The 26,925-nt window shown below is 66.0% G+C and carries 18 protein-coding genes and 3 rRNA genes; 4 read left to right on the forward strand and 17 right to left on the reverse strand.

Annotated features, from left to right (window positions below; all coding sequences use genetic code 11):
• Positions 1–50: 50 nt before the first annotated feature.
• From EV380_RS06855 to EV380_RS06870, 4 genes are read left to right on the forward strand one after another with little or no spacing between them, the layout of a single operon-like run.
• Positions 51–749 carry a GntR family transcriptional regulator gene (locus tag EV380_RS06855; protein ID WP_130450255.1) on the forward strand — a complete coding sequence of 233 codons (699 nt, stop codon included), beginning with the start codon at positions 51–53 and terminating at the stop codon, positions 747–749.
• Positions 746–2,263: an MmgE/PrpD family protein gene (locus tag EV380_RS06860; RefSeq protein WP_130450257.1), complete on the forward strand. Its 1,518-nt coding sequence runs from the start codon at positions 746–748 to the stop codon at positions 2,261–2,263. The genes EV380_RS06855 and EV380_RS06860 overlap by 4 nt, the downstream gene beginning before the upstream one ends.
• The gene (gene prpB / locus EV380_RS06865) at positions 2,263–3,174 is read left to right on the forward strand and encodes a methylisocitrate lyase (RefSeq protein WP_130450259.1); all 912 of its coding nucleotides are present in this window, start codon (positions 2,263–2,265) and stop codon (positions 3,172–3,174) included. Before EV380_RS06860 ends, prpB begins: the two co-directional genes overlap by 1 nt.
• A 39-nt stretch (positions 3,175–3,213) precedes the next feature.
• Positions 3,214–4,359 (forward strand): bifunctional 2-methylcitrate synthase/citrate synthase, encoded by a 1,146-nt coding sequence (locus EV380_RS06870; protein ID WP_130450261.1) that lies wholly within the window; start codon positions 3,214–3,216, stop codon positions 4,357–4,359.
• Here EV380_RS06870 and EV380_RS06875 read toward each other — a convergent pair.
• The 17 genes from EV380_RS06875 to argH form a co-directional block, all read right to left on the reverse strand.
• Entirely contained in the window at positions 4,356–4,865 is a 510-nt protein-coding gene (locus tag EV380_RS06875; RefSeq protein WP_130450263.1) for an 8-oxo-dGTP diphosphatase, read from the reverse strand. The genes EV380_RS06870 and EV380_RS06875 overlap by 4 nt on opposite strands.
• Entirely contained in the window at positions 4,862–5,845 is a 984-nt protein-coding gene (locus EV380_RS06880; protein WP_130450265.1) for a site-specific tyrosine recombinase XerD, read from the reverse strand. Before EV380_RS06880 ends, EV380_RS06875 begins: the two co-directional genes overlap by 4 nt.
• The gene (locus EV380_RS06885; RefSeq protein WP_130450267.1) at positions 5,842–6,504 is read right to left on the reverse strand and encodes an NUDIX domain-containing protein; all 663 of its coding nucleotides are present in this window, start codon (positions 6,502–6,504) and stop codon (positions 5,842–5,844) included. The genes EV380_RS06880 and EV380_RS06885 overlap by 4 nt, the downstream gene beginning before the upstream one ends.
• Before the next feature lie 5 nt (positions 6,505–6,509).
• Positions 6,510–8,201, reverse strand: coding sequence for a CTP synthase (locus EV380_RS06890; protein WP_130450269.1), 1,692 nt, complete (start codon positions 8,199–8,201; stop codon positions 6,510–6,512).
• A gap of 56 nt (positions 8,202–8,257) precedes the next feature.
• Positions 8,258–9,994, reverse strand: coding sequence for a DNA repair protein RecN (recN, locus tag EV380_RS06895; protein WP_130450271.1), 1,737 nt, complete (start codon positions 9,992–9,994; stop codon positions 8,258–8,260).
• On the reverse strand, positions 9,991–11,001 hold the full coding sequence (locus EV380_RS06900) for an NAD kinase (RefSeq protein ID WP_130450273.1): 1,011 nt from the start codon (positions 10,999–11,001) through the stop codon (positions 9,991–9,993). The genes recN and EV380_RS06900 overlap by 4 nt, the downstream gene beginning before the upstream one ends.
• Positions 11,002–11,059: 58 nt before the next feature.
• Complete coding sequence (locus EV380_RS06905) at positions 11,060–11,881, reverse strand: TlyA family RNA methyltransferase (RefSeq protein WP_130450275.1); 822 nt, start codon at positions 11,879–11,881, stop codon at positions 11,060–11,062.
• Positions 11,878–12,156, reverse strand: coding sequence for a hypothetical protein (locus EV380_RS16750; RefSeq protein WP_207219351.1), 279 nt, complete (start codon positions 12,154–12,156; stop codon positions 11,878–11,880). Before EV380_RS16750 ends, EV380_RS06905 begins: the two co-directional genes overlap by 4 nt.
• A 48-nt stretch (positions 12,157–12,204) precedes the next feature.
• The gene (locus EV380_RS06915; protein ID WP_130450277.1) at positions 12,205–13,179 is read right to left on the reverse strand and encodes an HAD-IIA family hydrolase; all 975 of its coding nucleotides are present in this window, start codon (positions 13,177–13,179) and stop codon (positions 12,205–12,207) included.
• Between the two features lie 3 nt (positions 13,180–13,182).
• A complete protein-coding gene (locus EV380_RS06920; protein WP_130450279.1) occupies positions 13,183–14,559 on the reverse strand; it encodes a tetratricopeptide repeat protein in 1,377 nt (458 codons plus the stop codon).
• Positions 14,560–14,778: 219 nt separating this feature from the next.
• A 5S ribosomal RNA gene (gene rrf / locus EV380_RS06925) occupies positions 14,779–14,895 on the reverse strand.
• A 221-nt stretch (positions 14,896–15,116) separates the two neighbouring features.
• Positions 15,117–18,248 (reverse strand): 23S ribosomal RNA (locus EV380_RS06930).
• Positions 18,249–18,785: 537 nt separating this feature from the next.
• A 16S ribosomal RNA gene (locus EV380_RS06935) occupies positions 18,786–20,309 on the reverse strand.
• The 16S, 23S and 5S rRNA genes sit together here, the layout of an rRNA operon.
• Before the next feature lie 669 nt (positions 20,310–20,978).
• A complete protein-coding gene (tyrS, locus tag EV380_RS06940; protein ID WP_130450281.1) occupies positions 20,979–22,295 on the reverse strand; it encodes a tyrosine--tRNA ligase in 1,317 nt (438 codons plus the stop codon).
• Positions 22,296–22,407: 112 nt separating this feature from the next.
• Positions 22,408–24,744: a HelD family protein gene (locus tag EV380_RS06945; RefSeq protein ID WP_130450283.1), complete on the reverse strand. Its 2,337-nt coding sequence runs from the start codon at positions 24,742–24,744 to the stop codon at positions 22,408–22,410.
• A gap of 82 nt (positions 24,745–24,826) precedes the next feature.
• Complete coding sequence (locus tag EV380_RS06950) at positions 24,827–25,363, reverse strand: adenine phosphoribosyltransferase (RefSeq protein ID WP_102158166.1); 537 nt, start codon at positions 25,361–25,363, stop codon at positions 24,827–24,829.
• Between the two features lie 41 nt (positions 25,364–25,404).
• Positions 25,405–26,850 (reverse strand): argininosuccinate lyase, encoded by a 1,446-nt coding sequence (argH, locus tag EV380_RS06955; protein WP_130450285.1) that lies wholly within the window; start codon positions 26,848–26,850, stop codon positions 25,405–25,407.
• Positions 26,851–26,925 lie beyond the last annotated feature (75 nt).

Below are 26,925 nucleotides of genomic sequence, written 5' to 3' on the forward strand. Positions count from 1 at the left end.
TTCACCCCTGATACTCCCCAAAGTCCGCCCTCCATGTATACACTGACGGCATGCGAGCCAGCGATCGGGCCTACAACGCCCTCCGGGAGGACATCCTCGCCTGGCGCCTGCCGCCGGGCGCCGCGCTCGGCGAGGTCGAACAGTCGGAGCGGCTCGGGGTCTCCCGCACCCCGTTGCGCGAGGCCCTCGCCCGCCTCGTCTCCGACGGGCTGGCGCTCCAGCACCGCGGGCGCGGGACGGTCGTCGCCCCCGTCTCGCTCGAGAACCTCGAGGACCTCTTCGAGATGCGTCGCGCTCTCGAATCGACGGCAGCCTCCGCGGCGGCCCGCGCGGTCGCCGCCTCGCCAGAACTGCGGGTGGCCTTCGAGGACCTCGCGGCCCGTCTGACGGGCACCGCGCGCGGCGGCGAGCCGCACGCGGAGGCCGGGGCGCCGTCGTCGTCCACGACCTACGCTCTGGCCGCCGAGCTGGAGGCCGCGACCGACTCCGCCGCCGGCAACGTCTACCTCAGCCAGGGTCTGCGCCAGCTGCGCGGCCACCTGGCGCGCGTGCGCCGCCTCGCCCACGACGACCCGGAACGGCTGCGCGACGCCGCCCACGAGCACGCGACCATCGCCAGCGCCATCGCCTCCGGCGACCCCGTCATGGCCGCCTCGGCGACCCACGTCCACCTCTTCAACAGCTTCAACAGCATCACCTCGCACGCCGCCGGCCGGCTGCGCGCGGGCGACGAAAGGACCAGCGCATGATCACCCACCCCGTCCGCGTCTACAAGAGCGACGAGAACCTTCCCCGCGAGGAGCAGCTCGCGTACCGGATCGCGACCGTGGCCGCGGACCCCGTGGCCGTCGACTCCGACGCGGCCGCGATGATCATCAACAGGATCATCGACAACGCCGCGGTAGCTCTCGCCTCCCTGAACCGGGCGCCGATCATCGCCGCCCGCGCACAGGCCCTGGCGCACGCCCCCTCCTCGGGCGGGGCCGGCGCCACGGTCTTCGGAATCGAGAAGCGCGTCTCCGCCGAGTGGGCCGCCTGGGCCAACGGCGTCGCCGTGCGCGAGCTGGACTACCACGACACGTTCTTGGCCGCCGACTACTCCCACCCGGGTGACAACATCCCGCCGCTGCTCGCCGCGGCCCAGCACGTGGGCGCCTCGGGCGCCGACCTGATGCGCGGCATCGCCACCGGATACGAGATCCAGGTGGACCTGGTCAAGGCGATCTGCCTGCACAAGCACAAGATCGACCACGTCGCCCACCTCGGCCCCTCGGCGGCAGCCGGCCTCGGCACCTTGCTCGGCCTCGACGTCGAGACGATCTTCCAGGCCGTCGGCCAGGGCCTGCACACGACGACGGCGAGCCGGCAGTCGCGCAAGGGCGAAATCTCCACGTGGAAGGCCCACGCCCCTGCGTTCGCGGGAAAGATGGCGCTCGAGGCCGTCGACCGGGCGATGCGCGGGCAGACCTCGCCCGTGCCGATCTACGAGGGCGAGGACGGCGTCATCGCGTGGATGCTCGACGGCCCCACCGCCGCCTACGAGGTGCCGCTGCCGGGACCGGGCGAGCCCAAGCGCGCGATCCTCGACACCTACACCAAGGAGCACTCGGCCGAGTACCAGGCGCAGGCGTGGATCGACCTGGCCCGCAAGCTGCACCGCGACCACCCCGAGGCGACCGACCCGGCGAAGGTGCAGCGCGTGCTGATCCGCACGAGCCACCACACGCACTTCGTCATCGGCTCCGGCGCCAACGACCCGCAGAAGTACTCCCCGACCGCTTCCCGCGAGACCCTCGATCACTCCATCCCGTACATCTTCACCGTCGCCCTGCAGGACGGCGCGTGGCATCACGTCGATTCCTTCGCTCCCGAGCGCGCCGGCCGGCCCGATACCGTGGAACTCTGGCACAAGGTCTCCACCGAGGAGGACCACGAGTGGACGCGCCGCTACCACTCGCTCGACATCTCCGAGAAGGCGTTCGGCGGATCGGTCGAGATCACACTGGCCGACGGCACCATCATCCGCGACGAGATCGCTGTCGCCGACGCCCACCCGCTCGGTGCCCGGCCCTTCGCCCGCGAGCAGTACGTGGCGAAGTTCCGCACCCTCGCCGAGGGCGTCGTCGATCGCGACGAGCAGGACCGCTTCCTCGCCGCAGCCGAAGGCCTCGAGTCGCTCGGGGCCGGGGAGCTCGACGCGCTCAACATCATCGCCGCCGATGGCGTCGTCGATCTCTCCTACGGCCCGAAGGGACTCTTCTGATGCTGTACTCGAAGACCACTCCCGAGGCCAAGCGCCGACTGCTGCGCGAGCTGCTCGTCCCGGGCGCCGCCCGGCAGTTTCCCGGCGCGTTCAATCCGCTCTCGGCGCGACTCATCGAGGAGAAGGCGTACGACGGCGTCTACATCTCGGGCGCGGTCCTCGCCAACGACTTGGGGCTGCCGGATATCGGACTGACGACCCTGAGCGAGGTCGCCACCCGCGCCGGGCAGATCGCCCGCATGACGGACCTGCCCGCGATCGTCGACGCCGACACCGGCTTCGGCGAGCCGATGAATGTGGCCCGGACCTTGCAGGAGCTCGAGAACGCCGGCCTGGCCGGCTGCCACATCGAGGACCAGTTCAATCCCAAGCGCTGCGGGCACCTTGACGGGAAGAACGTCGTCGACCTGCCCACCGCGCTCAAGCGCGTCGCGGCCGCTGCCGAGGCCCGGCGCGATGCGAACTTCCTGATCATGGCCCGCACCGACGTGCGCGCCGTGGAGGGGCTCGACGCCGCCGTCGACCGCGCCAAGGCGCTCGTCGACGCCGGTGCCGACGCCATCTTCCCGGAGGCGATGAAGGACCTGCGCGAGTTCGAGGCGGTCTGCAACGCGGTCGACGTTCCGGTGCTCGCCAACATGACCGAATTCGGCAAGTCCGAACTGTTCACACGCGACCAGCTGGCCGGCGCCGGCGTCGCGATGATCATCTACCCGGTCACCCTGCTGCGCAGCGCGATGGGCGCGGCCGAGCGCGTACTGGACACGATCCGGACCGAGGGCACCCAGGAGCCCGCGGTCGAATCGATGCTGACCCGTGCGCGGCTCTACGAACTGGTGGACTATGGGTCGTACAACACGTTCGACGCAGGTGTTTTCAATTTCACGGTGCCAGGCCCAACTGATGCCTAGCCACCGCACCCGCGCGCAAACCCCAGGGAAAGGGACAGCATGAGTGAATCGACTGAGATCAAAAAGGGCCTCGCCGGCGTGGTCGTCGACCACACCGCGGTCTCCAAGGTGAATCCGGAAACCAACTCCCTGCTCTACCGGGGCTATCCGGTGCAGCAGCTGGCCGCGGAGAAGTCCTTCGAGGAGGTGGCCCTGCTGCTGTGGACCGGCGAACTGCCCACGGCCGCGGAGCTGGACGATTTCGTCGCCTTCGAACGCTCGAACCGGGCGCTCGAACCTGAGGTGAAGGCCGCCATCGACCTCCTGCCCACGACCTGCCACCCGATGGACGTGGGCCGCACCGCGGTCTCCGTGCTGGGGGCCCGCCACGATCTTGCCGAGGACTCCTCGCCGGCGGCCGAACTCCAGAAGGCGAAATCGCTGTTCGCGCAGTTCCCCGCCGTCGTCGCGTACGACCAGCGCCGGCGCCGGAATCAGGACTTAATCGAGCCCCGCGACGACCTGGACTACGCCCAGAACTTCCTCTGGATGACCTTCGGGGACGCCGCCCACCTCGAACCGGCCGTCGTCGACGCGTTCCGCGTCTCGATGGTGCTGTACGCGGAGCACTCGTTCAACGCCTCGACGTTCACCGCCCGCGTCATCACGTCCACGCTGGCGGACCTGCACTCGGCGGTCACGGGTGCCATCGGCGCGCTCAAAGGCCCGCTGCACGGCGGCGCCAACGAAGCTGTCATGCACACCTTTGATGAGATCGGCATCCGTGCCGAGGAGAGCCGAGAGGAGGCCGCGGCCCGCGCCAAGGAGTGGATGGAACGCGCGCTCTCCGAGAAGAAGAAGGTCATGGGCTTCGGCCACCGCGTGTACAAGAACGGCGACTCCCGCGTGCCGACGATGAAGGCTGCACTGGAGGCCATGGTGGATCACTACGGCCGGGGTGAGCTGATGGGCCTCTACGACGGCCTCGAGCAGGCGATGGAGGAGGCCAAGGGCATCAAGCCGAACCTGGACTACCCGGCGGGCCCGACGTACCACCTCATGGGCTTCGACACGGAGATGTTCACGCCCCTGTTCATCGCCTCCCGCATCACCGGCTGGACAGCGCACGTCATGGAGCAGCGCGGCGCCAACGCGTTGATCCGCCCGCTCTCCGCCTACAACGGCCCGGCCGAGCGCTCGCTCTAAGTCCCCGTGCGGTAGTCCGCCACGGTCTCGTTGTCGTCGGCGAGTTCGACCCGCACCTGCAGCGGGCTCGCCGGCGACGCGATCACCTCCGGGAGCCAGCGGGCGGCGTCCTGCCAGGTGTCAGCGAGCGGCAGGTCGTCGGCCCGGTGCCAGGCCACGGCGAGTTCGTCGGTGTCGTGGGCGGCTCCGGACGCCTCGGCGGCACGCCCCGCCACCCGGTACACGCGGCAGCTCATGTCTGCCGCGGGCTGCGCCGGGAAGACGAACTGGATAGTGGCCGCGAGCGAGAGCTCACCCGGCGCGACCCTCAGCCCCGTCTCCTCGTGCAGCTCCCGCGCCGCAGCCTGCGCGCCACTCTCGCCGGCCTCGACCTTCCCGCCGGGCAGCACCGTCTTGCCTGTCGCGAAGCCGCGCTTCTTGACGCCGAGCAGGACGGTGGGCGCGCCGTCGTCGTCCTGACGGATCACCGCGCACAGCACGACGTCGGTCGGCCCGGCCCCGCTCACAGCGCCCGCGGGTGCGCGGCGGCGTAGACCTCGCGCAGGGTGTCGGCGGTGACCATCGTGTAGACCTGCGTCGTCGTCACGGAGGAGTGGCCCAGCAGCTCCTGGACGACACGCACATCGGCGCCGCCCTCGAGCAGATGGGTTGCGAAGGAGTGGCGCAGCGTATGCGGGGAGACGTCGCCCGGCACACCCGCCCGACCGGCGGCAGCCTTGAGGATCGACCAGGCCGACTGCCGGGAGAGCCGGCCGCCGCGCTGGTTCAGGAAGAGCCCGGGCGTGCCTTTGCCCTTGGCGACGAGCAGCGGGCGGGCGCGGATGAGGTAGGCCTCGAGCGCTTCCGTGGCGTAAGAGCCGACCGGCACGATCCGCTCCTTGGATCCCTTGCCGAAGAGCCGGACGACCGCCGGGCCGGCGTCGTCCGCGGCCGGTGCGGCCGCCGCGGCGTCAGCGGCGCCCCGCACCACGGTGTGCAGGTCGTCGACGTCGAGGCCGACGGCCTCGCTGATGCGCGCGCCAGTCGCGTAGAGGAACTCGAGCAGGGCGCGGTCGCGCAGCCCCGCAGGAGTATCGGCCGGCACGGCACCGAGCACGGAGAGCACGTCGGCGACGCTGAGGGCTTTCGGCAGGCGCGAGCCCGTCGCCGGCGGCCGGAGGTCGGCCGCGGTGTTCTCGACGGTGACGGACTCGAGGGCCCAGAATTTGTGCAGCCCGCGGACAGCGACGATGCAGCGCGCGGCTGAGCGCGCGTTCAGCGGCGCGCCCCCGTCGGCGCCGTCGCGCACGTCCTGGGCGAATCTGGACAGCAGCACGGGGGTCACCTCGGCCGCGTGGCCGATGCCCTGGCTCGCGAGGAAGCGGACGTACCGGTCGATGTCGCGCCGGTAGGCCGCGACGGTGTTGCGCGCCATGCCCCGTTCGACCGTCAGGTGTTGGAAGTAGTCGGCCACCTGGCGGTCGAGCGCAGCAGTGGCCGCGCTCATGGGCGCAGTCGCGGGTGCTCGTCCCAGGCGACGTTCGCGTCCCGCAGGGTCGAGAAGCCGCTGGCCGCCGCGGCGTGCGCAGCGAGGATGCCGACGGCCGCCGACGGGTTGTGGATCCGCCCGCCGAGGACCGCCGCGACGGCGTCGTCTAGGGGCACCCAGGCCGTCTCGAGGTCGGCTTCCTCCCCGGTGCGTTGGTGCCGTTCGTGCTCGGGCACCGCGCTCAGGCCGCGCGCGAGGAAGACGCGCTGCGCTTCGGTGGAGGAACCGGGGGAATTGAAGATGTCGGTGAGCACGTGCCACGTCTCGGCCACGAGGTCCGCCTCTTCGGCGAGTTCCCGCGCAGCCGCGTCGACCGGCGGCTCGCCTTCGACGTCCAAGAGTCCGGCCGGGATCTCCCAGAGCCGCATGCCGACCGGGTGCCGGTACTGGCGCAGCAGAAGGACCCGCATGTCGTCGTCGAGGACGACCATGCTGACGGCCCCCGGGTGGTCGATGAAGTCGCGTGTGAGCGGCTCGTCGTTGTTGGGGAAGTCGAAGGTCTCCCGTACGACGTCCCAGATGTGGCCTGAGAAGACACGCTCGCTGGACGACGGCGGATACGCGCCGATGAGGTCGCCGACCCCGTCGCTGCGGTCCCCGCCGTCGTCCTGCGTCATGTCGCCTACTTCCCCGCTGCCTGGTGCGCGATGGCCGCCTTCACCAAGTTGGCGAACAGCGGGTGCGGGCGCGTGGGGCGGGAGCTGAGCTCCGGGTGCGCCTGCGTCGAGACATAGTACGGGTGCACCTCGCGCGGGAGCTCGACGAACTCCACCAAGCCGCCGTCCGGGGAGGTCCCGGAGAAGACCAGGCCCTTCTCCTCGAGCTGGTCCCGGTAGGCGTTGTTGACCTCGTAGCGGTGGCGGTGGCGCTCGGAGACGTCGTTCCGCCCGTAGGCCGCGGCGACCACAGAGCCCTCAGCCAGCTTGGCCTCGTAGAGGCCCAGACGCATCGTGCCGCCCAGGTCGCCCTTGCCGTCGACGATGTCCAGCTGCTCGGCCATCGTCGCGATGACCGGGTTCTGCGTCTCCGGCTCGAACTCGGTTGACGAGGCCCCCTCGAGGCCCGCCACGTTTCGGGCATATTCGATCACCATCGACTGCAGGCCGAGGCACAGGCCCAGGGTCGGGAGCTTGTTCTCGCGGGCGAACTTCAGCGCGCCCAGCTTGCCCTCGAGACCGCGGATTCCGAATCCGCCGGGCACACAGATCGCGTCCGCCCCGGCCAGCGCCTGCTTGGCGCCTTCGGGCGTCTGGCAGTCGTCGGAGGGCACCCAACGGATGTTGACCTTGGCCTCGTTCGCGAAGCCGCCGGCGCGCAGCGCCTCGGTCACGGAGAGATAGGCGTCCGGCAGGTCGATGTACTTGCCGACGAGAGCGATCTCGACGTGGTGCTTGGGGTTGTGCACCGCTTCGAGCAGACGATTCCACTGCGACCAGTCGACGTCCTTGAACTTCAGGCCCAGCGACTGCACGATGTACGCGTCCAGTCCCTGCTCGTGGATGATCACCGGGATGTCGTAGATGCTCGGGGCGTCCGCGCAGTTGATCACTGCCTCCGGGTCGACGTCGCACGTGCGCGCCAGCTTCTCGCGCATCTCTGCCGGGATCTCGCGGTCCGAGCGGATCACGAGGCCCTCCGGCTGGATGCCGATCGAGCGCAGTGCCGCGACCGAGTGCTGAGTCGGCTTGGTCTTGAGCTCCTGCGACGGCCCGATGTACGGGACAAGCGAGACGTGCACGAAGAAGACGTTGCCCCGTCCCACGTCCTGTCGGACCTGGCGGGCGGCTTCGAGGAACGGCTGGGATTCGATATCGCCGACGGTGCCACCGATCTCGGTGATGATCACGTCCGGGGCATCGGGCCCTTCGGACGGCAGCCGCATACGGCGCTTGATCTCGTCGGTGATGTGCGGGATGACCTGGACGGTGTCGCCGAGATAGTCGCCGCGGCGTTCCTTCTCGATGACGGTCGAGTAGACCTGTCCGGTCGTCACGTTGGCCATGCCGGTGAGGTTTTCGTCGAGGAAGCGCTCGTAGTGACCGATGTCGAGGTCGGTCTCTGCGCCGTCGTCGGTCACGAAGACCTCGCCGTGCTGGAAGGGGTTCATCGTACCTGGATCGACGTTCAGGTACGGATCGAGCTTCTGCATCGTGACCGACAGGCCACGGGCTCGGAGAAGATGACCGAGGCTGGAAGCCGTCAGCCCTTTTCCAAGCGACGACGCCACACCACCGGTGACGAAGATCTGCTTTGTAGTTTCGGACCGGGACTCACGGGAAAAAATTCGCTGCACCACGGGGTTCGAGCCTATCACCTTCTGCGGATTTCGGACATTGACCGATCGATCTACCAGCGCTGATGGGGTCCGCCTTATCCCAACGCCGAAACGGTTTGCTGTGCATCTGTGAGGAGTTCTTCCGCGTGCGCCTGGGCCGTGTCCGACTCCTCCTGACCCGCAAGCATACGGGCCAGCTCCTTGACCCGCTGGTTCTCGTCCAGGAGGACGACGTCGCTCTGGGTGACTCCGCCCGTCGCTTCCGCCGCCGCGCCTGAGTTCTTAATCACGCGGATGTGGCGGTCCGCGTAAGCGGCCACCTGGGGCAAGTGTGTCACGACGATGACCTGCACGTGGCGAGCCAGCATGGCGAGGCGGTTCCCGATCTCGACGGCGGCCTTGCCGCCGACACCAGCGTCGACCTCGTCGAAGACGAAGGTGGGCACCGGGTCGACCGCGGCGAGGACGACCTCGATCGCGAGCATCACGCGCGAGAGTTCACCACCCGAGGCGCCCTTGCCGAGCGGGCGCGGGGCGCTGCCCGTGTGGGGCTGGAGCAGCATGTGGATCTCGTCGCGGCCGTAGCGGCCCGGTTCGTTCAGGGCACGGATCTCCGTGCTGAACCTCGCGTCGGGCATGGCCAGGGCGGCGAGTTCGGCGGTGACTCGCTCGTCCAGGGCCGCGGCGGCCCGTGTCCGACGCTCCGTCAGTTCCGCCGCCAGTTCGTTCAGCTCCGCCTCGAGCCGGGCCCGCTCCTCGGTGAGCGCGTCGATGCGACCCGAGTCGTCCTGGAGTTCCATCAGCCGGTTCCGGCTTGTCTCGGCCCAGGCCAGGACCTCGTCGACGGTCGGGGCGTACTTCCGAATGAGCTTGCCCAGGTCCGCTCGGCGCGCTTCGATCTCGGCGAGGCGTTCGGGGCCCTCGGCATCGAGACCGACGCCGTAGCCGGCGACCTCGGTCGCGATGTCGGCAACGAGATATCCGACCTCGGCGATCCGCTCCGCGAGCGTCTTCAGCTCGGCGTCGTCTTCCTGGACGCCCTCGAGCTGCCGCTTGGCCTCCTCGATGAGCGCCGTCGCGTTGTACTCCTCGCTGTACTCGCTGCCGGCCAGGGCCGCGTGCGCGGTCACTGCGGCGGTGCGCAGCCCCTCGAGGTTCGCGAGCTTCGTCGCCTCGGACTTCAGCTCTTCGTCCTCCCCCGGCTGCGGGTCGACACCGTCGATCTCCTCGAGCGCGATCTGCAGGCTCTCGGCCTCGCGCAGGCGTTCGCGGGAGGCGCCGAGGAGTTCATCGACCTCGGCGAGCACGGCCCGATACCTCGCGTAGGCCGCCCCGTACTTCTCGAAGACGGTCTGCAGCTCGGGGCCCGCGAACTTGTCGAGCGCGTTGCGCTGGGCCGCGACGCCCGTGAGGCGCAGCTGATCGCTCTGCCCGTGCACGGCGACGAGGTCGGTGCCGAGTTCGGCGAGCAGCCCGACCGGCGCCGCCCGCCCGCCGACCGCTGCTTTGCTGCGCCCTGCGGCACTGAGGAAACGGGCGACGATCAAGTCACCGCCGTCGTCGTCGTATTCGATCAGGGCGCCGGCCTCCTCCGCCCGGGTGAGCACCGTGCTCGACTTGGGCAGGCGCAGGCTTGCCTCGGCGACCGCCTGCTTGGCGCCGTGGCGGACCGCCGCGGCGTCCGCGCGGTTGCCCAGCAGCAGCCCGAGCGCCGTGATGACCATCGTCTTTCCTGCGCCGGTCTCTCCGGTCACGACCGTCAACCCGGCGCCGAGCGGCAGCGTGGCCTGCCCGATGACGCCGAGGTCGCTGATGCGGATTTCTTCGATCATGGATGTCCCTTCGTTTCTGGGCGTGGCTCCAGATTGCGTGGCTCCACGACCTCGATACCGTTGGCGACGATGGGAAGCGCGCTGGAAACGGGGTCCTGCTCGGGGTGTTGGACGGGGCCGCGCCAACCCCGCGTGGGCAGCTCGAATTTGCGGACGAGCCGTTCGCTGAACGGGGTCTGGTTGACGCGGGCGAGGCGGACGGGGATCTTCGAGCGTGTCACCTCGACCCGTGAGCCGGGCGGCAACTGGATGGTGCGCCGGCCATCGCACCACAGCACCCCCTGGGCGTCGGTCCGTGACAAGACCTCGACGGCCATCTTCGAACTCGGCGCCACCACGAGCGGCTTGGCGAAGAGGGCATGTGCGCTGATCGGCGCCATGATGAGGGCCTCTACCTCGGGCCAGACGACGGGCCCCCCGGCGGAGAACGCGTAGGCGGTCGAACCGGTCGGTGTCGCCATGACCATCCCGTCGCACCCGAACGTGCTGATCGGACGCCCGTCGACCTCCATGACCACTTCGATCATGCGTTCCCGGTCCGCCTTCTCGACGGCGGCCTCGTTCAGCGCCCAGGTCGTTGCGACGCGCCGGTTGCCGAACCAGACGGTCACGTCGAGGGCCATGCGCTCCTCGACGATGTAGTCCCGCTCGACGACCCACTGCACGGTCTGGTTCAGGTCGCTGCGTTCGCTCTCGGCGAGAAAGCCGACGTGCCCGAGGTTGACGCCGAGCAATGGGACGTCGGTGCCGCGCACGAGTTCGGCGGATCGCAGGACGGTCCCGTCACCGCCGAGCACGACGGCGAGGTCGACGTCAACGAGAGACGCCTCTTCGCCCAGGATCTCGACCTCAGGAACGAAAACGGGTATGGCACTGCGCAGGTTGGCGAGGTCTTCGCGCTGCATGACGGGGATGAGGCCCGCGTCGCGCAAGCTCACGCACGTGTCGAACGCCGCTCGGAGGGCGTCGGCCCGGCCGGTGTGGGCCAGGACCAGGATCCGTCGCATACGTTCCTTCCGTCAGTTCTTCGCCGACCGGCCAAGAGGCTGGGCCGGCGGTTCCACCTCAAGAGTAGTCAACAGAATCAAGCAACGTGTCGTTGCCCGCAAAATGTGGATGGTCAGTCGCCGCCCGGCGCAGCCAGAGGAAGAATTCCACGTTCCCATCCTGTCCCGGCAGCGGGCTGCGTGCCAGTCCCAGGCATTCCAGCCCCGCCTCGTTCGCCGAGCCCAAGACGTCTGCGACGGCGCGTCGGCGCTGTACGCGGGAGCCGACGACGCCGGTCCGACCCAGCGCCTCCCGCCCGACCTCGAATTGAGGTTTGACCATCAGCATCAGGTCGCCGCCGACCGCGGTCGCCTGCGCCAGCGGGCGCATGACCAGCCGCAGGGAGATGAAGGAAAGGTCCGCGACGACGAGCGAAACCACGCCGCCGAGCTCCGACATGTCCAGGTAGCGGACATTGAGCCCTTCGTGAACGTGTACCCGCCGATCCGCGCGCAGCTCCGCAACCATCTGGTCGTGGCCGACGTCGACGGCCACGACCTCGGCTGCTCCGCGGCGGAGCAGGACATCGGTGAATCCTCCCGTCGAGGCCCCTGCATCCAGACAACGCAGGCCCGCGACCTTGAGTTCCGGGAAGCGATCCAAGGCGCCCGCCAGCTTGTGGCCGGCGCGGCTGACGTATTCGTCACCCTCCGCGGCGGCGACGACGACCGCATCGGTGGACATGATCCTGGTCGAAGCCTTCGGCGAGATCCGACCCGCGACCCGGACGCGCCCCTCGTTGATCAGCGATCCGGCATGGGTTCGCGAACGGGCCAATCCGCGCCGCACGAGTTCCTGGTCGAGACGGCCGGCCGCACCCCTCGGGTCGTCACCACTCACGCGTCGTTCTCCGGCAGAGCGTCCGCAGTCGCGAGGTGCTCGCTTGCCTCAAGAGACTCGCGCAGCAGGGAGTGCACGTTCTCGAAGACCGCAATGTGCCCGTCGAGGGCACTTGACGGCACGCCGGCGAGAACGTCGAGGGCGGCGTCGATCTCAGGCTCCCCCGTGGGCTCCAGCCGCTCGGGCCAATCGGCACCGGAAACGTCGATGCTCCGCTGAAGGTGTGGAAACTGGGCCGAGGTCCCGGCGTCTGGGGTTGCGGCTTCGCTGCTCATCCGTGAGGTCCTCTCTCTGCGACGTTCGCTCCCGGGAGCCGGGACGGTTCAGTCTTGGAAGTCTATGCGGGGCGTCCGGGCGGAGCCTGGATGTCTGGCCCACCACGCCGCGCAGGCGGCCCGCCAAGCGTCGAGCCCCTCGTCGCTGAGCCTGACGCCGTCGTCGTCTGCGCGCGCCGACGCAGCCCCGCACGTGGCGCGCGCGATGTCGTCATCCTCCGTGATTTCCACCGCGGGGTAAGGCTCGTAGAGCCCGGTGAGGCTCCCCAGCAGGAAAACTGGCCGCTCGTCCGGGACGGCGGAGATGATGGAGCGCGTGGTGTCGATGCCGGTGAGGACGGCGGCCGTGTCGAACCCGGCGCGATTGCCGCCGAGGATGTCGGTGTCGAGCCGGTCTCCCACGACGAGCGGCCGTGTCGCACCGAGCTCGCGGGCGGCCCGCTCGAAGAGGTGGGCCTGCGGCTTCCCGGCGACGACCGGTTCACTACCGGTCGCGTTCGCAACGGCCTGGACCAGCGACCCGTTGCCCGGCGCGATGCCCTCAGCCCGAGGGATGGTCATGTCGGTGTTGGTGGCCACCCAGAAGGCGCCGCGGCTGACGGCGTAGGCCGCCTCGGCGAGGTCTGCCCAGCCGAGCGCCGGGTGAAAACCCTGGACGACGGCCGCTGGCTCTTCCTCGTGCGAGCCCACAACGTGGAACCCGAGGCGGGTCACGCATTCGCGCAGGTAGTCGCTGCCCGTCACCAGGACGTTGGCCCCGGCGTCGATGTGCCCGGCGAGCAGCTCAGCGCCCGCGTCGGCGGAGCCGAAGACCGTCTCGGCCGTGGCGGGGGCGCCGAGCTCGCGCAGGTGCTCGGCGACGGCGGCCGGCGAACGCGAGGCGTTGTTGGTGATGTAGCCGAGGGCCACGCCGTGTCCGGCGAGGGCATCCAACGACTCGACGGCACCGTCGATCGCGCCGGCTCCGGCGTAAACGACGCCGTCGAGATCGGACAGGACGGCGTCGTAGTCACCAATCAACACGCTCTAGCGCTCCTCGCCGTTCGTTGGCTCGGCCTGCTCTGCCTCGACCTCAAAGCCGGTTTCGTCGGCCTCGACGGCGGCATCCGCTTCAGCGGCCTCGGCATCCGACGCGTCGGAAGGCTCGACGACGGTCAACGCGTCCTCCTCGTCGACGCCGACCGACTCCTGGGGCGCCCCCACGGTCTGCGGCTCCTCGAGGACGTCCTTGACGCGCGGCTTGCGGACCGGTTCATCCTCCTCATCATCGAAGTCGACGATTTCCGGGTCGGCGAATTCACCGACGCCCAGGGCCTTCTCTGCCACGGCGATCCGGCCGGTCCACTCGCGTGCTTCCTCATCGCGTCCGAGGTCCGTCAGCGCCTCCGCGTAGACGGCGAAGAGGCGCGGGCTGAAGGAGTAGGCGCGGTTGCGGTCGAGCTGCGGGATCTCGAGTTCGGCGAGAGCCGCCTCGAGGTTTCCTAGATCGGCCTGAGCGCCCGAGGCGATGATGGCCATCTCTACCTTGAGCGGGTTGTCCAGCTTCTGCGCGTCGTCGGAGCGAGCAATCTCGAGCGCCTTCTCCGGGCGGCCGAGCGCACGCTCGCAGTCGGCCATCATGGGCAGGTGCACGTTGGATCCGCTGATGCGGCGGAACGTGCGGAATTCGCGCAGCGCGTCGGCGAAGTGTCCTGCCGCATACGCGGTCAGGCCGACAGCTTCGCGCACGACGGCGATGCGCCCTCCGCGGCGGCTGGCCGCCAGCGCGTGCTGGTAGGAGGTTTCCGGATCCAGGTCTACGAGGCGCCCGGCCATGACGAGGTGCTTGGACACCCAAGTCCCGTTCGGCTCCTGCAGGTAGCGGAGTTCGGCGCGCGCGGCCCGATCCAATTCCTTACCGGTGACGTCATCATCGATGTCCGGGGAACGCGGGCGGTCGGGACGGTTCGAGCTGCGCAGATCGCCGGGGTTGTGCACGCGAGCAGCATCCCGCTCGTCACGGCGATCATCGGGGCGGCCGCTGCGTTGAGCATCGAGGCCCCGGCGGTTGTCACGGGGGCCCTTGGCATCGAATTTCTTGGGGCCGAACTTTTTGTCGCCAAACTTCTTGTCGCCGAATTTTTTCTCGCCGTATTTCTTTTCGCCCTGAGCCCAGTCGCCCTTGGCCGGGCGATCTTGCTGATCGCGTCCCGAGGATGCGCGGCCGCCGCGGTCCTCGCGGTCGTCCCGACGGAAACCCTGGTCGCTGCGCTGTCCGGCGCCCTTGAACGGCGGGCGCTTGCCGCCACGGTGGGACGCACCCGACGGGGACGAACCCTGCCGGTACGACTTCCCCTCGCCACCGCCGGAACGGTTCGATTGGTTCGGGCGCTCAGCGCCGGAATTGCGACGGTCTTCAGCCACGTTGGCCGTTCCTCTCTGCGGGCGTCTCCCCCGGGTTCCTGGCCGCGCCGACCAGTCATGAATTCTTCGACTCAGACAATTCTAGACGAGACTGCCGAGACTCTCGTCGCCAGGAGCGCGCGTGAGCTGTTGCCCTACTCACGAAGACGAACTTTCCTGTTAACGAAACAAGGACCGGAACAACATCGCAGTTGTTCCGGCCCTCGCTTATCAATGAGTGTCCGGCGGTGACCTACTCTCCCACACCCTCCCGAGTGCAGTACCATCGGCGCAGTGGGTCTTAGCTTCCGGGTTCGGTATGGGACCGGGCGTTTCCCCCACGCTATGACCGCCGTAACCCTAGCACCCACCAGTCACACACACGAAGGCATGTTGTCGGGGGAAAACCTGGGCCACGATCTTTCATCGTGGTGCCACCCACCCACCCACAAGGGGACGGGCACATGGCGGTTATTCGGTTACATCGAAACAAAAGTTGTTGTTTCGGTACCGCATAGTGGACGCGTAGCAATCATGCCACCAGAACTCCCACAATTGAAGCGTGGGTGGTGGTGTTTGTGGTGTAAGTTGTCGGCCTATTAGTACGGGTCGGCTTCACGAGTCTTTAGTCCTCGCTTCCACGTCCCGCCTATCAACCCAGTGGTCTAGCTGGGGGCCTCTCACACAAAAAGTGTATGGAAATCTCATCTCGAAGTGGGCTTCCCGCTTAGATGCTTTCAGCGGTTATCCCTTCCGAACGTAGCTAATCAGCGGTGCACCTGGCGGTACAACTGACATACCAGTGGTTCGTCCGTCCCGGTCCTCTCGTACTAAGGACAGATCTCCTCAAATTTCCTGCGCGCGCAGCGGATAGGGACCGAACTGTCTCACGACGTTCTAAACCCAGCTCGCGTACCGCTTTAATGGGCGAACAGCCCAACCCTTGGGACCGACTCCAGCCCCAGGATGCGACGAGCCGACATCGAGGTGCCAAACCATGCCGTCGATATGGACTCTTGGGCAAGATCAGCCTGTTATCCCCGAGGTACCTTTTATCCGTTGAGCGACGGCCCTTCCACGAGGTGCCGCCGGATCACTAGTCCCGACTTTCGTCCCTGCTCGAGCTGTCGCTCTCACAGTCAAGCTCCCTTGTGCACTTACACTCGACACCTGATTGCCAACCAGGCTGAGGGAACCTTTGGGCGCCTCCGTTACTCTTTAGGAGGCAACCGCCCCAGTTAAACTACCCATCAGGCACTGTCCCTGGACCAGATCATGGTCCGAAGTTAGGAATCCGGTACGGCCAGAGTGGTATTTCAACGATGACTCCACGAACACTAGCGTGCCCGCTTCACAGTCTCCCACCTATCCTACACAAGCCGCACCGAACACCAATACCAAACTATAGTAAAGGTCTCGGGGTCTTTCCGTCCTGCTGCGCGTAACGAGCATCTTTACTCGTACTGCAATTTCGCCGAGTTCATGGTTGAGACAGCGGGGAAGTCGTTACTCCATTCGTGCAGGTCGGAACTTACCCGACAAGGAATTTCGCTACCTTAGGATGGTTATAGTTACCACCGCCGTTTACTGGGGCTTAAATTCACCGCTTCACACCGAAGTGTTGACAGCTCCTCTTAACCTTCCAGCACCGGGCAGGAGTCAGTCCATATACATCGTCTTGCGACTTCGCATGGACCTGTGTTTTTAGTAAACAGTCGCTTCCCCCTGGTCTCTGCGGCCCACACCCGCTCACGCCAGCAAGTGGCGGTCACGAGGCAGGCCCCCCTTCTCCCGAAGTTACGGGGGCATTTTGCCGAGTTCCTTAACCATGATTCTCTCGATCGCCTTAGTATTCTCTACCTGATCACCTGTGTCGGTTTGGGGTACGGGCAGTTAGAACCTCGCGCCGATGCTTTTCTTGGCAGCATAGGATCACCGGATCACCCACTTACGTGGGCGCCTGTCGGGTCTCAGCCTGAATGCCTCGCGGATTTGCCTACGAGACGGCCTACACCCTTGGACCAGGACGATTCCATTGCCTGGCCCGGCTACCTTCCTGCGTCACACCTGTTAATACGCTGACTTCCCCGGTTCGGGTCCCACGTCGCCCACCAACGCCGCCCCGAAGGGCAGTCTATGGTGCTTGAGGTGGTTAGCATCACCGGTTCAGTAGGGACGGTTCTTCACTGGTACGGGAATATCAACCCGTTGTCCATCGACTACGCCTGTCGGCCTCGCCTTAGGTCCCGACTCACCCAGGGCAGATTAGCTTGACCCTGGAACCCTTGATCATTCGGCGGACGGGTTTCTCACCCGTCATTCGCTACTCATGCCTGCATTCTCACTCGTGTAGCGTCCACCACTGGTTTCCACCGCGGCTTCACTCGCTACACGACGCTCCCCTACCCATCCAGTCCACTGAACCACGAAGGCTAATGTGTATGACTGAATGATGCGACTTCGGCGGTGTACTTGAGCCCCGCTACATTATCGGCGCGGAATCACTTGACCAGTGAGCTATTACGCACTCTTTCAAGGGTGGCTGCTTCTAAGCCAACCTCCTGGTTGTCTCAGCAACTCCACATCCTTTCCCACTTAGCACACGCTTAGGGGCCTTAGTCGGCATTCTGGGCTGTTTCCCTCTCGACAATGAAGCTTATCCCCCACTGTCTCACTGCTACGCTCTCACTTGCCGGCATTCGGAGTTTGGCTGACGTCAGTAACCTGTTGGGGCCCATCGGCCATCCAGTAGCTCTACCTCCGGCAAGAAACACGTAACGCTGCACCTAAATGCATTTCGGGGAGAACCAGCTATCACGAAGTTTGATTGGCCTTTCACCCCTACCCACAGCTCATCCCCTCCATTTTCAACTGAAGTGGGTTCGGTCCTCCACGACGTCTTACCGTCGCTTCAACCTGGCCATGGGTAGATCACTTCGCTTCGGGTCTAGACCGTGCCACTCAAACGCCCTATTCAGACTCGCTTTCGCTACGGCTTCCCCACACGGGTTAACCTCGCGACACAGCACTAACTCGCAGGCTCATTCTTCAAAAGGCACGCCGTCACCAGACCGCAGTCTCGGCTCCGACGGATTGTAAGCGCATGGTTTCAGGTACTATTTCACTCCCCTCCCGGGGTACTTTTCACCATTCCCTCACGGTACTTATCCGCTATCGGTCATCGGGTAGTATTCAGGCTTACCAGGTGGTCCTGGCAGATTCACACGGGATTTCTCGGGCCCCGTGCTACTCGGGTGGCACCAAAATGGCGGCAGTACGCATTACGGCTACGGGATTTTCACCCTCTCTGATTCGGCATTCAAACCGATTCGCCTATACGTCTACACCTCACCACACCCGTCCGGCAGAACGGATACTTGATGCTCCCACAACCCCGACCATGCAACGCCCGCCGGCTATCACACATGAATCGGTTTAGCCCCATCCGCTTTCGCTCGCCACTACTCACGGAATCACTGTTGTTTTCTCTTCCTACGGGTACTGAGATGTTTCACTTCCCCGCGTTACCTCTACGCACCCTATGTGTTCAGATGCGAGTCGCACAGCATGACACTGTACGGGGTTTCCCCATTCGGAAATCCTGGTCTCAACGTCCGGTTATCGACTCCACCAGGCTTATCGCAGATTCCCACGTCCTTCTTCGGCTCCCGATGCCAAGGCATCCACCATGCGCCCTTGTAAACTTGACCACAAACAGTCAAGCAATGAGCTTTATATCTATATCAAGAAAAACCATGAAAGGTTTTTTTGAGATCAAAGAAATTGCAACACGCACCCACCCCCCGAAGGAGGAAAAATGCGTGCATACAAGATGCTCGCGTCCACTATGCAGTTCCCAAACAACAACCCCTTCACCCCCACCACACACCCACCACCAGGAAAACCCGGTAGAACCAGCATGCTTAGGCCAGGCAAGGAAAAAACAAGCAGTCCACCAAGACACCAGCCCACACCAAAAGGTGCGAACCAGTACCCCAGGGCCTGTTGCTTCAGGGCCCAACAGTGTGCCAAACACCACCACCGTCAACCAGCCGGCACCGTTCCAACCCCGATCCGAAGACCAGAGCGTACTAGAGAACCAACCAGCCACCAGTAAGCGGCGATAATTCGTTGATATTCCACCCTTGAGCACCCGCCCAACCACATCCGGGCTGGCAACGGGCAAACACTGAACACCACACCAAACACCACTGAGGATGCCGGCATGAATGCTAGTTGCTCCTTAGAAAGGAGGTGATCCAGCCGCACCTTCCGGTACGGCTACCTTGTTACGACTTAGTCCCAATCGCCGGTCCCACCTTCGACAGCTCCTTCCCACAAGGGGTTAGGCCACCAGCTTCGGGTGTTACCAACTTTCGTGACTTGACGGGCGGTGTGTACAAGGCCCGGGAACGTATTCACCGCAGCGTTGCTGATCTGCGATTACTAGCGACTCCGACTTCATGGGGTCGAGTTGCAGACCCCAATCCGAACTGAGACCGGCTTTTTGGGATTAGCTCCACCTCACAGTATCGCAACCCATTGTACCGGCCATTGTAGCATGCGTGAAGCCCAAGACATAAGGGGCATGATGATTTGACGTCGTCCCCACCTTCCTCCGAGTTGACCCCGGCAGTCTCCTATGAGTCCCCACCATCACGTGCTGGCAACATAGAACGAGGGTTGCGCTCGTTGCGGGACTTAACCCAACATCTCACGACACGAGCTGACGACAACCATGCACCACCTGTGAACCAGCCCCGAAGGGAAAGACTATTTCTAGCCCGATCCGGTCCATGTCAAGCCTTGGTAAGGTTCTTCGCGTTGCATCGAATTAATCCGCATGCTCCGCCGCTTGTGCGGGCCCCCGTCAATTCCTTTGAGTTTTAGCCTTGCGGCCGTACTCCCCAGGCGGGGCACTTAATGCGTTAGCTACGACGCGGAAAACGTGGAATGTCCCCCACATCTAGTGCCCAACGTTTACGGCATGGACTACCAGGGTATCTAATCCTGTTCGCTCCCCATGCTTTCGCTCCTCAGCGTCAGTTACTGCCCAGAGACCTGCCTTCGCCATCGGTGTTCCTCCTGATATCTGCGCATTTCACCGCTACACCAGGAATTCCAGTCTCCCCTACAGCACTCTAGTCTGCCCGTACCCACCGCAGATCCGGAGTTAAGCCCCGGACTTTCACGGCAGACGCGACAAACCGCCTACGAGCTCTTTACGCCCAATAATTCCGGATAACGCTTGCGCCCTACGTATTACCGCGGCTGCTGGCACGTAGTTAGCCGGCGCTTCTTCTGCAGGTACCGTCACTTTCGCTTCTTCCCTACTGAAAGAGGTTTACAACCCGAAGGCCGTCATCCCTCACGCGGCGTCGCTGCATCAGGCTTTCGCCCATTGTGCAATATTCCCCACTGCTGCCTCCCGTAGGAGTCTGGGCCGTGTCTCAGTCCCAGTGTGGCCGGTCACCCTCTCAGGCCGGCTACCCGTCGTCGCCTTGGTGAGCCATTACCTCACCAACAAGCTGATAGGCCGCGAGTCCCTCCTCGACCAGAATCCTTTCCAAAAACCACCATGCGGTAGAAATTGAATATCCAGTATTAGACCCAGTTTCCCGGGCTTATCCTGGAGTCGAGGGCAGGTTACTCACGTGTTACTCACCCGTTCGCCACTAATCCACCCAGCAAGCTGGGCTTCATCGTTCGACTTGCATGTGTTAAGCACGCCGCCAGCGTTCATCCTGAGCCAGGATCAAACTCTCCGTAAAAAACATACGAAACACGACAACGAATCAAGGGAAAACAAGACCCGCGTCGCAGTTCAAAAATCCTGGCAAATTGCCATCCAAGCCCACACGGGGGTGCGAACCGGACAGCCATTCACCAAATAAAATTTGGTATCAACAAACTTGGCACACTATTGAGTTCTCAAACAACAGACACACACGCTTCACCAACCAGCCTCTTTCCGGCCGATCCGCTCAATTCGCGGCAACTTATCCAGCTTACCTCATCCGTTCCCGCCGTGCAAATCCGCTCTGCGTGATCCGCCCGGCCGTTCCCGGATTCAATTCCCCTTTCGGAAACCAACTCCCGGGCGCTAAAACACCCCGGCAGGAAACCGGAAGAACAATGAAAGGAAAGCCGCCGTCTAACAATGATTCCCAGCCGGTGATCTCTTCGATCTCCGCTGTCCTCGTCGCGACGACTCGAAATACTTTACACAGGTTCCCGCCACTGCGCAAAACGGCCTGTACGCCCGGGCGTGTCGCGACGCCAGCGGCGATGGAGAACCCCGGAATCACGCGGATGCAGCGCATTCTGTAGGCGTCCCGGCGGCCGCCAAGCTCCCCTCCAACACAGAAGGCGTCGGGCGCTGCTCCCGTGATCTCGGGAATTCGCGTCCGACGCCTTCATGCCGTGCCGTGTGGCTGCTGCTAGCTGGCGATTTCGATCATCGCTTGGCTCTTCTTGCCACGACGCAGCAGGACGTACCGGCCGTGCATCACATGGTCGGCACCGATGACGGTTTCCGGATCGGTGATCTTCTGCCCGTTCACGTAGGCGCCGCCATCGCCGACTGCTCGGCGCGCCTCGGTCTTGGACTGCACGAGCGCTGATTCGACGAGCAGGTCCACAATCGTGTGCTCCCCCGCCACCCTGACGTTCGGCAGCTCGGCCGTGGCAGCACGCAACGTGTCCACGTCCAACTCCGTGATGTCTCCCTTGCCGAACAGCGCCTGGGAGGCGGCGACGACCTTCTCCGTAGCCTCGACCCCGTGCACCAGGGAGGTGACCTCGTACGCCAGTCGATTCTGCGCCTCGCGGGCGAACGGCCGCTCCGCGGTGACGGACTCGAGCTCTTCGATCTCCGCGCGGGAGAGGAAGGTGAAGACCTTGAGGCGGCTGGCAACGTCGGCGTCGGCCGTGTTGAGCCAAAACTGGTAGAAGGAGTACGGCGAGCACATCTCGGCGTCGAGCCAGATGGCGTTGCCCTCGCTCTTGCCGAACTTCGTCCCGTCGGCGTTAGTGATCAAGGGCGTACCGAACGCGTGCACGGACTTGCCCTCGACCTTCCGCACGAGCTCTGTGCCGGAGGTCAGGTTGCCCCACTGGTCGGAGCCGCCGGTCTGCAGGACGCAGTCGTAGTCGCGGAAGAGCTGCAGGAAATCCAAGCCCTGCAGGATCTGGTAGCTGAATTCCGTGTAACTGATGCCCTCGTCGGAGTTCAGGCGCGCGGAGACGATCTCCTTCTTGATCATGGTGCCCACACGGAAGTGCTTGCCGATCTCGCGCAGGAAGTCGATGGCGGACAGCGGAGCGGTCCAGTCCAAGTTGTTGACCATCCGCGCGGCGTTGCCCCCGTGGAAGGACAGGTAGTTACCCACCTGCCCTTGGAGCTTCTCAACCCACTCGGCGACGACTTCCTTGGTGTTCAGCACGCGCTCCGCCGTCTGGCGCGGGTCGCCGATCAAACCGGTGGATCCACCGACGAGGCCCAGAGGCTTGTGCCCGGCGAGCTGCAGGCGGCGCATGTTGAGCAACTGCACGAGGTGCCCCAGGTGCAACGACGGCGCCGTGGGGTCGAAGCCCACGTAATACGTGATGGGGTCACCGGCCAGCAGTTCCTCGAGGGCGGCCTCGTCCGTGGACACGTGGACCACGCCACGCCATTTGAGCTCCTGCCAGGTGTTCTCGAAGGTCGGATCGTTCTTCTGCTGCGCCAATGCGGCGTTCTCTACTCTCGGTGACACGCGTTTAACTTAGCAGTCCCGTGCCGCTCGACCGGAAACCGGCCCGCAAACAAGACAGGGGCGCGGTACCGGACGTCAGCCGTCCCGTACCGCGCCCCGCCGCTGGCGCTGCTCAGCCCTCGAGCCCGTCGGGCACCGTGCCCGCTGCCAGAACACGCAGGCGTTGCGTCGCTCGCGTCATGGCGACGTAGAGGTCACCGAGTCCTCCCCCGGCTTCGGCGATCAGCGCCTCGGGCTCCACGAGCACGACGACGTCGAACTCGAGGCCTTTGGCCTCGCGGGCCGTCGTGACCACGATGTCCTGCTCGACGCCACCGGAGCCGGTGCCGACGCGGCGGCCGAAGAGTTCGACGGCGACGGCGCGCACCGCGTCGAGAAGGTCGCGCGGGGCGATGACGGCCGTCAGCCCGCCGTCGGAGGCTTCGACCTCCTCCGGCAAGACGCGACGCAAAGCATCCACGACGGAACCCTGCACGTGGTCCACGATCGGTGGCCAGGCGCCCTCGCGAACGGCCTTCGGGGTCGACACCGTCAGGCCGGCCCGCTGCGCGACGCGGGCGGCGGCCTCGGCGATCTGCGTCGGCGTGCGGTAGTTGACCGTCAGCTCTTCCAGCTGGAAGCGGTCTCCGACGAACGGGGCGAGCGCGGAAGACCAGCTCGTCGTGCTCGTGGCGGACGATGCCTGGGCGATGTCGCCGACGACGGTGAACGACTTCATGGGGCACCGGCGCATCAGCAGGCGCCACTGCATCGGTGAGAGCTCCTGGGCCTCGTCGACGACGACGTGGCCGTACGCCCACGTGCGGTCCGACATGGCACGTTCGGCCGCGGTGTAGCTCGGGCCCTGCTCCTCGTTGAAGTCGAGAATCTCCTCCGCCGTGACGAGCCCGTCCTGGCCGTACTCGGCCAGCATCTCGTCCGTGGACTGCACCGACTTCTCCGCCAGCTCCAGGTCGCGCTTGCGCTGCGCCGCCGCCTGGGCCTCGGCCCGGCCTGCACTCGGGTCGAGCTCGCCCAGCAGCTCGGCCGCCTCGTCGAGCAGAGGCACATCCGACTCGGTCCATGCGGCATCCGCCGGGCGCAGCAGCGCGAGCGTCTCCTGTGCGCTTAGGTGCGGCGCGGCCGCCACCAGGTGCTCCGGGTTGGACAGCAGCTCGCTCACGAGCCGCTGCGGGGTGACCGGAAGCCAGCAGAGATTCAACGCGATCCGCACGTCCTCGGAGGAGCGCACGTCCTCCACGAGATACGCCCGGTCCGCTTTGTTTCCGCCACCCGACGACTCCTCAAGCTGCTCCTGAAGCTGCTCGGCCAGCTCGCGCACGAGAATCTTCACGAATGTCGCCCGGGCCTCGTTGTGCGGCTTGCCCGTACTGCGGGCCTTGTCGCGTGCCCGTTTGACCTGTTTGCAGGTCAGGGTCAGGTTGGTGCCCTCGACGACGACACGCCGGTCCTCGGCCAACAGCCGCTGCCGGTTGGCGACCGCGCGCTTGACGGCCTGCGCCATGCGCAAATCGCCCTTGATCCTGGCGACGTCGTGCGAGAGTTCTTCCCCGGCGTCGATGCCCGGCATGAGCTCACCGAGGCTCGACATGACCACGCCCGTCTCGCCGAGGGACGGCAGCACGCGCTCGATGTAGCGCATGAACGCGTGCGACGGCCCGACGAGGAGCACGCCGGCCGACTTGAGCCGCTCCCGGTGCTCGTAGAGGAGGTAGGCGGCGCGGTGCAGCGCCACCGCGGTCTTGCCCGTGCCGGGCCCGCCCTGCACGACGACGACGCCTGCCATGTCCGTGCGGATGATGCGGTCCTGCTCGGCCTGGATGGTCGAGACGATGTCCCCCATCCGGCCGGTGCGGCGCTGGGTCAGGGCCGCCAGCAGCGCACCCTCGCCCTGGTGCACCTCCACTTCGTCCAACAGCGTCTCGTCGAGCACGTCGTCCTCGAGCGACGCGACGTGGCGCCCGCGCAGGATCAGGTGGCGACGCCGGCGCACGCCGAGCCGCTCGAACGCCGTCGCCTGGTAGAAGGCCCCGGCCTCCGGAGCGCGCCAGTCGATGAGCAGGCGGCGCTGCTCGCCGTCGGTCAGGCCGATACGGCCGATGTAGCGGGTGGCGCCCACACCGTCGTCGTCATCCTCGGTTTCGACGGTCGTGGCGCCGACGGCGGCACCGTCGAGATCAAGCCGGCCGAAGACCAGGCGCTCTTCGACGGCGTTGAGCTGGGCGAGGCGGTCCTCGTGCATCGTCGCGTACGCGTCGCGTTCGGACTGGTTCTGCAGGGAGCCGATCGCGCCCATGCGGCGGACCTTCGCCAGCTGCTCGGTCTTCTCTTCCCGCAGCTCGTCGAGGCGCGTGTACAACGCGTCCACGTACTCGCGTTCGTTCTCCAGCTCGACACGGCCGGGTTCGGCAGTGGTCGGCTCGCTGGCCGAGGTCGGCACGTCAACCATGTGGTCTCCTAGCTGCTGGCGTCCGGCGCGACGCGATCGCGTGCACGGCCGGAAAGTGGACTGACTAGTCTACGCGCAGAAGCTATACGAGCTGCAACGAATGGACGTGATGGGGCTCGAGCTGCTTCCGGCCGCCGAGCTCCTCGAGTTCGAGGATGACACCGACACCCGCGACGTGCGCCCCCGCACGCTCGATGAGCTTCACCGCGCTGCCGACGGTGCCGCCCGTGGCGAGCACGTCGTCGAGGATCAGGACGCGCGTGCCGGGGGCGACGTCGTCCGTGTGGAGCTCGAGGGCGGCCGTGCCGTATTCGAGCAGGTACTCCTCCGTGAACACGGCCCGCGGCAGCTTGCCGGCCTTGCGCACTGTCACCATCCCCGTGCCGGTCGCGTAGGCGCCGGCCGCCGCGAGCACGAAGCCGCGGGCCTCCAGACCCGCGATGACGTCGAACTCGCCGGCGAAGGGCGCGACGACCTCGTCCACGATCCGCTTCAGTCCGGCCGCGTCGGCGAAGACCGGGGTCAGATCCTTGAAGGAGATGCCGGGCTTCGGATAATCCGGGACGACCTCGGAGAGCCGGTCGAGCAGGTCGGAAATGGGTTCTTGTCGCTGATTCACCCGTCTACTTTACCGGCTCCGAGGTGTCGCGCGGGTGACGATCAGCTATCGGCTGCATAGACGCGCAGCGGCTGCGCCTGCTCCTTGAGGGCGGCGAGCTGCTCGGCCACCGCAGTGGGTCCGGTTCCGCCCTGCGAGCTGCGGGAGTTCAGCGAGCCCTCCGTTGAGAGGACCGTGCGAACGTCCGGCGTCAGCTCGGGAGAGATCGCGGCGTATTCCTCGTCCGTGAGGTCCCACAACTCGACGCCGCGGGTCTCGGCGACCTTGACCGCCGCGCCGGAGAGCTCGTGCGCGTCGCGGAACGGGACCCCCTGACGGACGAGCCATTCGGCGATGTCGGTGGCGAGCGCGAAGCCCTGCGGCGCCAAATCGGCCATGCGCGCGGTGTTGAACTTCAAAGTCGCGACCATCCCGGAGACGGCCGGAAGCAGCAGCTCGAGGGTGTCTGCCGCGTCGAAGACCGGCTCCTTGTCCTCCTGCAGGTCGCGGTTGTAGGCCAGAGGCAGGCCCTTGAGCGTCGAGAGCAACCCGGTGTGGTCGCCGATGAGGCGTCCGGACTTGCCGCGGGCGAGCTCGGCGACGTCCGGGTTCTTCTTCTGCGGCATGATCGACGATCCCGTCGAGTACGCATCGTCGAGCGTGACGAAGGAGGCCTCTTTGGTGGCCCAGAAGATGATCTCCTCAGAGATCCGTGAGAGGTCGACGCCGATCATGGAGGCGACCCACGTGAATTCGGCGAAGATGTCGCGTGAGGCGGTGCCGTCGATCGAGTTCCAGACGGCGGAGTCGAAGCCGAGCTCGTCGGCGACGGCGTTGGGGTCCAGCCCCAGCGAAGAACCGGCCAGGGCGCCCGAGCCGTACGGCGAGACGGCGGCGCGGCGGTCCAGGTCGGTCAGGCGCTGCACGTCGCGCAGCATGGCCCAGGCGTGCGCCAGGAGGTGGTGGGACAGCAGCACCGGCTGGGCGTGCTGCAGGTGCGTGCGCCCGGGCATCGGCGCGTAGGGGTGTGCCTCAGCCTGGGCGATCAACGCGTCGATCACGGCGAGCACGCCGCGGGCGATGATGCGCGAGTGGTCGCGGATGAACATCCGGCCCATCGTGGCGATCTGGTCGTTGCGCGAACGGCCGGCGCGCAGTTTGCCGCCGAGGGCGGGTCCGGCGCGTTCGATCAGCCCGCGCTCGAGCGAGCCGTGCACGTCCTCGTCGCTCTGGGCTGGCACGTATGCGCCCGAGACGACGTCGGCCTCCAGCTGGTCGAGCGCGGCGATCATGCCCGCGAGTTCCTCGTCGCTCAGGAGCTCGACCGAGTGCAGGACGCGGGCGTGGGCGCGCGACCCGGCGATGTCGTACTTGGCCAGGCGCCAATCGAAGTGGGTCGACTTGCTCAGCGCCGCGAGCGCGTCCGCCGGGCCACCGGCGAAGCGCCCGCCCCAGAGGGAACCCTCGTTGGTTCCTGCTGCCTTGATGCTGCCGTTCTGCTCGGTCATCGCCCCTACTTTCGCTCGGCGCCCGTGGCGCGGTCGGAAACTTTATTCACTAGTGTACATAGTTATGCATAGCCC

The sequence above is a fragment of the Zhihengliuella halotolerans genome (assembly GCF_004217565.1).
Classification (GTDB): Bacteria; Actinomycetota; Actinomycetes; order Actinomycetales; family Micrococcaceae; genus Zhihengliuella; species Zhihengliuella halotolerans.

Bases quoted from the DNA above. Each gene is read 5' to 3' on its own strand.
- EV380_RS06855 (WP_130450255.1), top strand. From the start codon at position 51: ATGCGAGCCAGCGATCGGGCCTACAACGCCCTCCGGGAGGACATCCTC.
- EV380_RS06860 (WP_130450257.1), top strand. From the start codon at position 746: ATGATCACCCACCCCGTCCGCGTCTACAAGAGCGACGAGAACCTTCCC.
- prpB (WP_130450259.1), top strand. From the start codon at position 2,263: ATGCTGTACTCGAAGACCACTCCCGAGGCCAAGCGCCGACTGCTGCGC.
- EV380_RS06870 (WP_130450261.1), top strand. From the start codon at position 3,214: ATGAGTGAATCGACTGAGATCAAAAAGGGCCTCGCCGGCGTGGTCGTC.
- EV380_RS06880 (WP_130450265.1), bottom strand. From the start codon at position 5,845: ATGAGCGCGGCCACTGCTGCGCTCGACCGCCAGGTGGCCGACTACTTC.
- EV380_RS06885 (WP_130450267.1), bottom strand. From the start codon at position 6,504: ATGACGCAGGACGACGGCGGGGACCGCAGCGACGGGGTCGGCGACCTC.
- recN (WP_130450271.1), bottom strand. From the start codon at position 9,994: ATGATCGAAGAAATCCGCATCAGCGACCTCGGCGTCATCGGGCAGGCC.
- EV380_RS06900 (WP_130450273.1), bottom strand. From the start codon at position 11,001: ATGCGACGGATCCTGGTCCTGGCCCACACCGGCCGGGCCGACGCCCTC.
- EV380_RS16750 (WP_207219351.1), bottom strand. From the start codon at position 12,156: ATGAGCAGCGAAGCCGCAACCCCAGACGCCGGGACCTCGGCCCAGTTT.
- EV380_RS06945 (WP_130450283.1), bottom strand. From the start codon at position 24,744: ATGGTTGACGTGCCGACCTCGGCCAGCGAGCCGACCACTGCCGAACCC.
- argH (WP_130450285.1), bottom strand. From the start codon at position 26,850: ATGACCGAGCAGAACGGCAGCATCAAGGCAGCAGGAACCAACGAGGGT.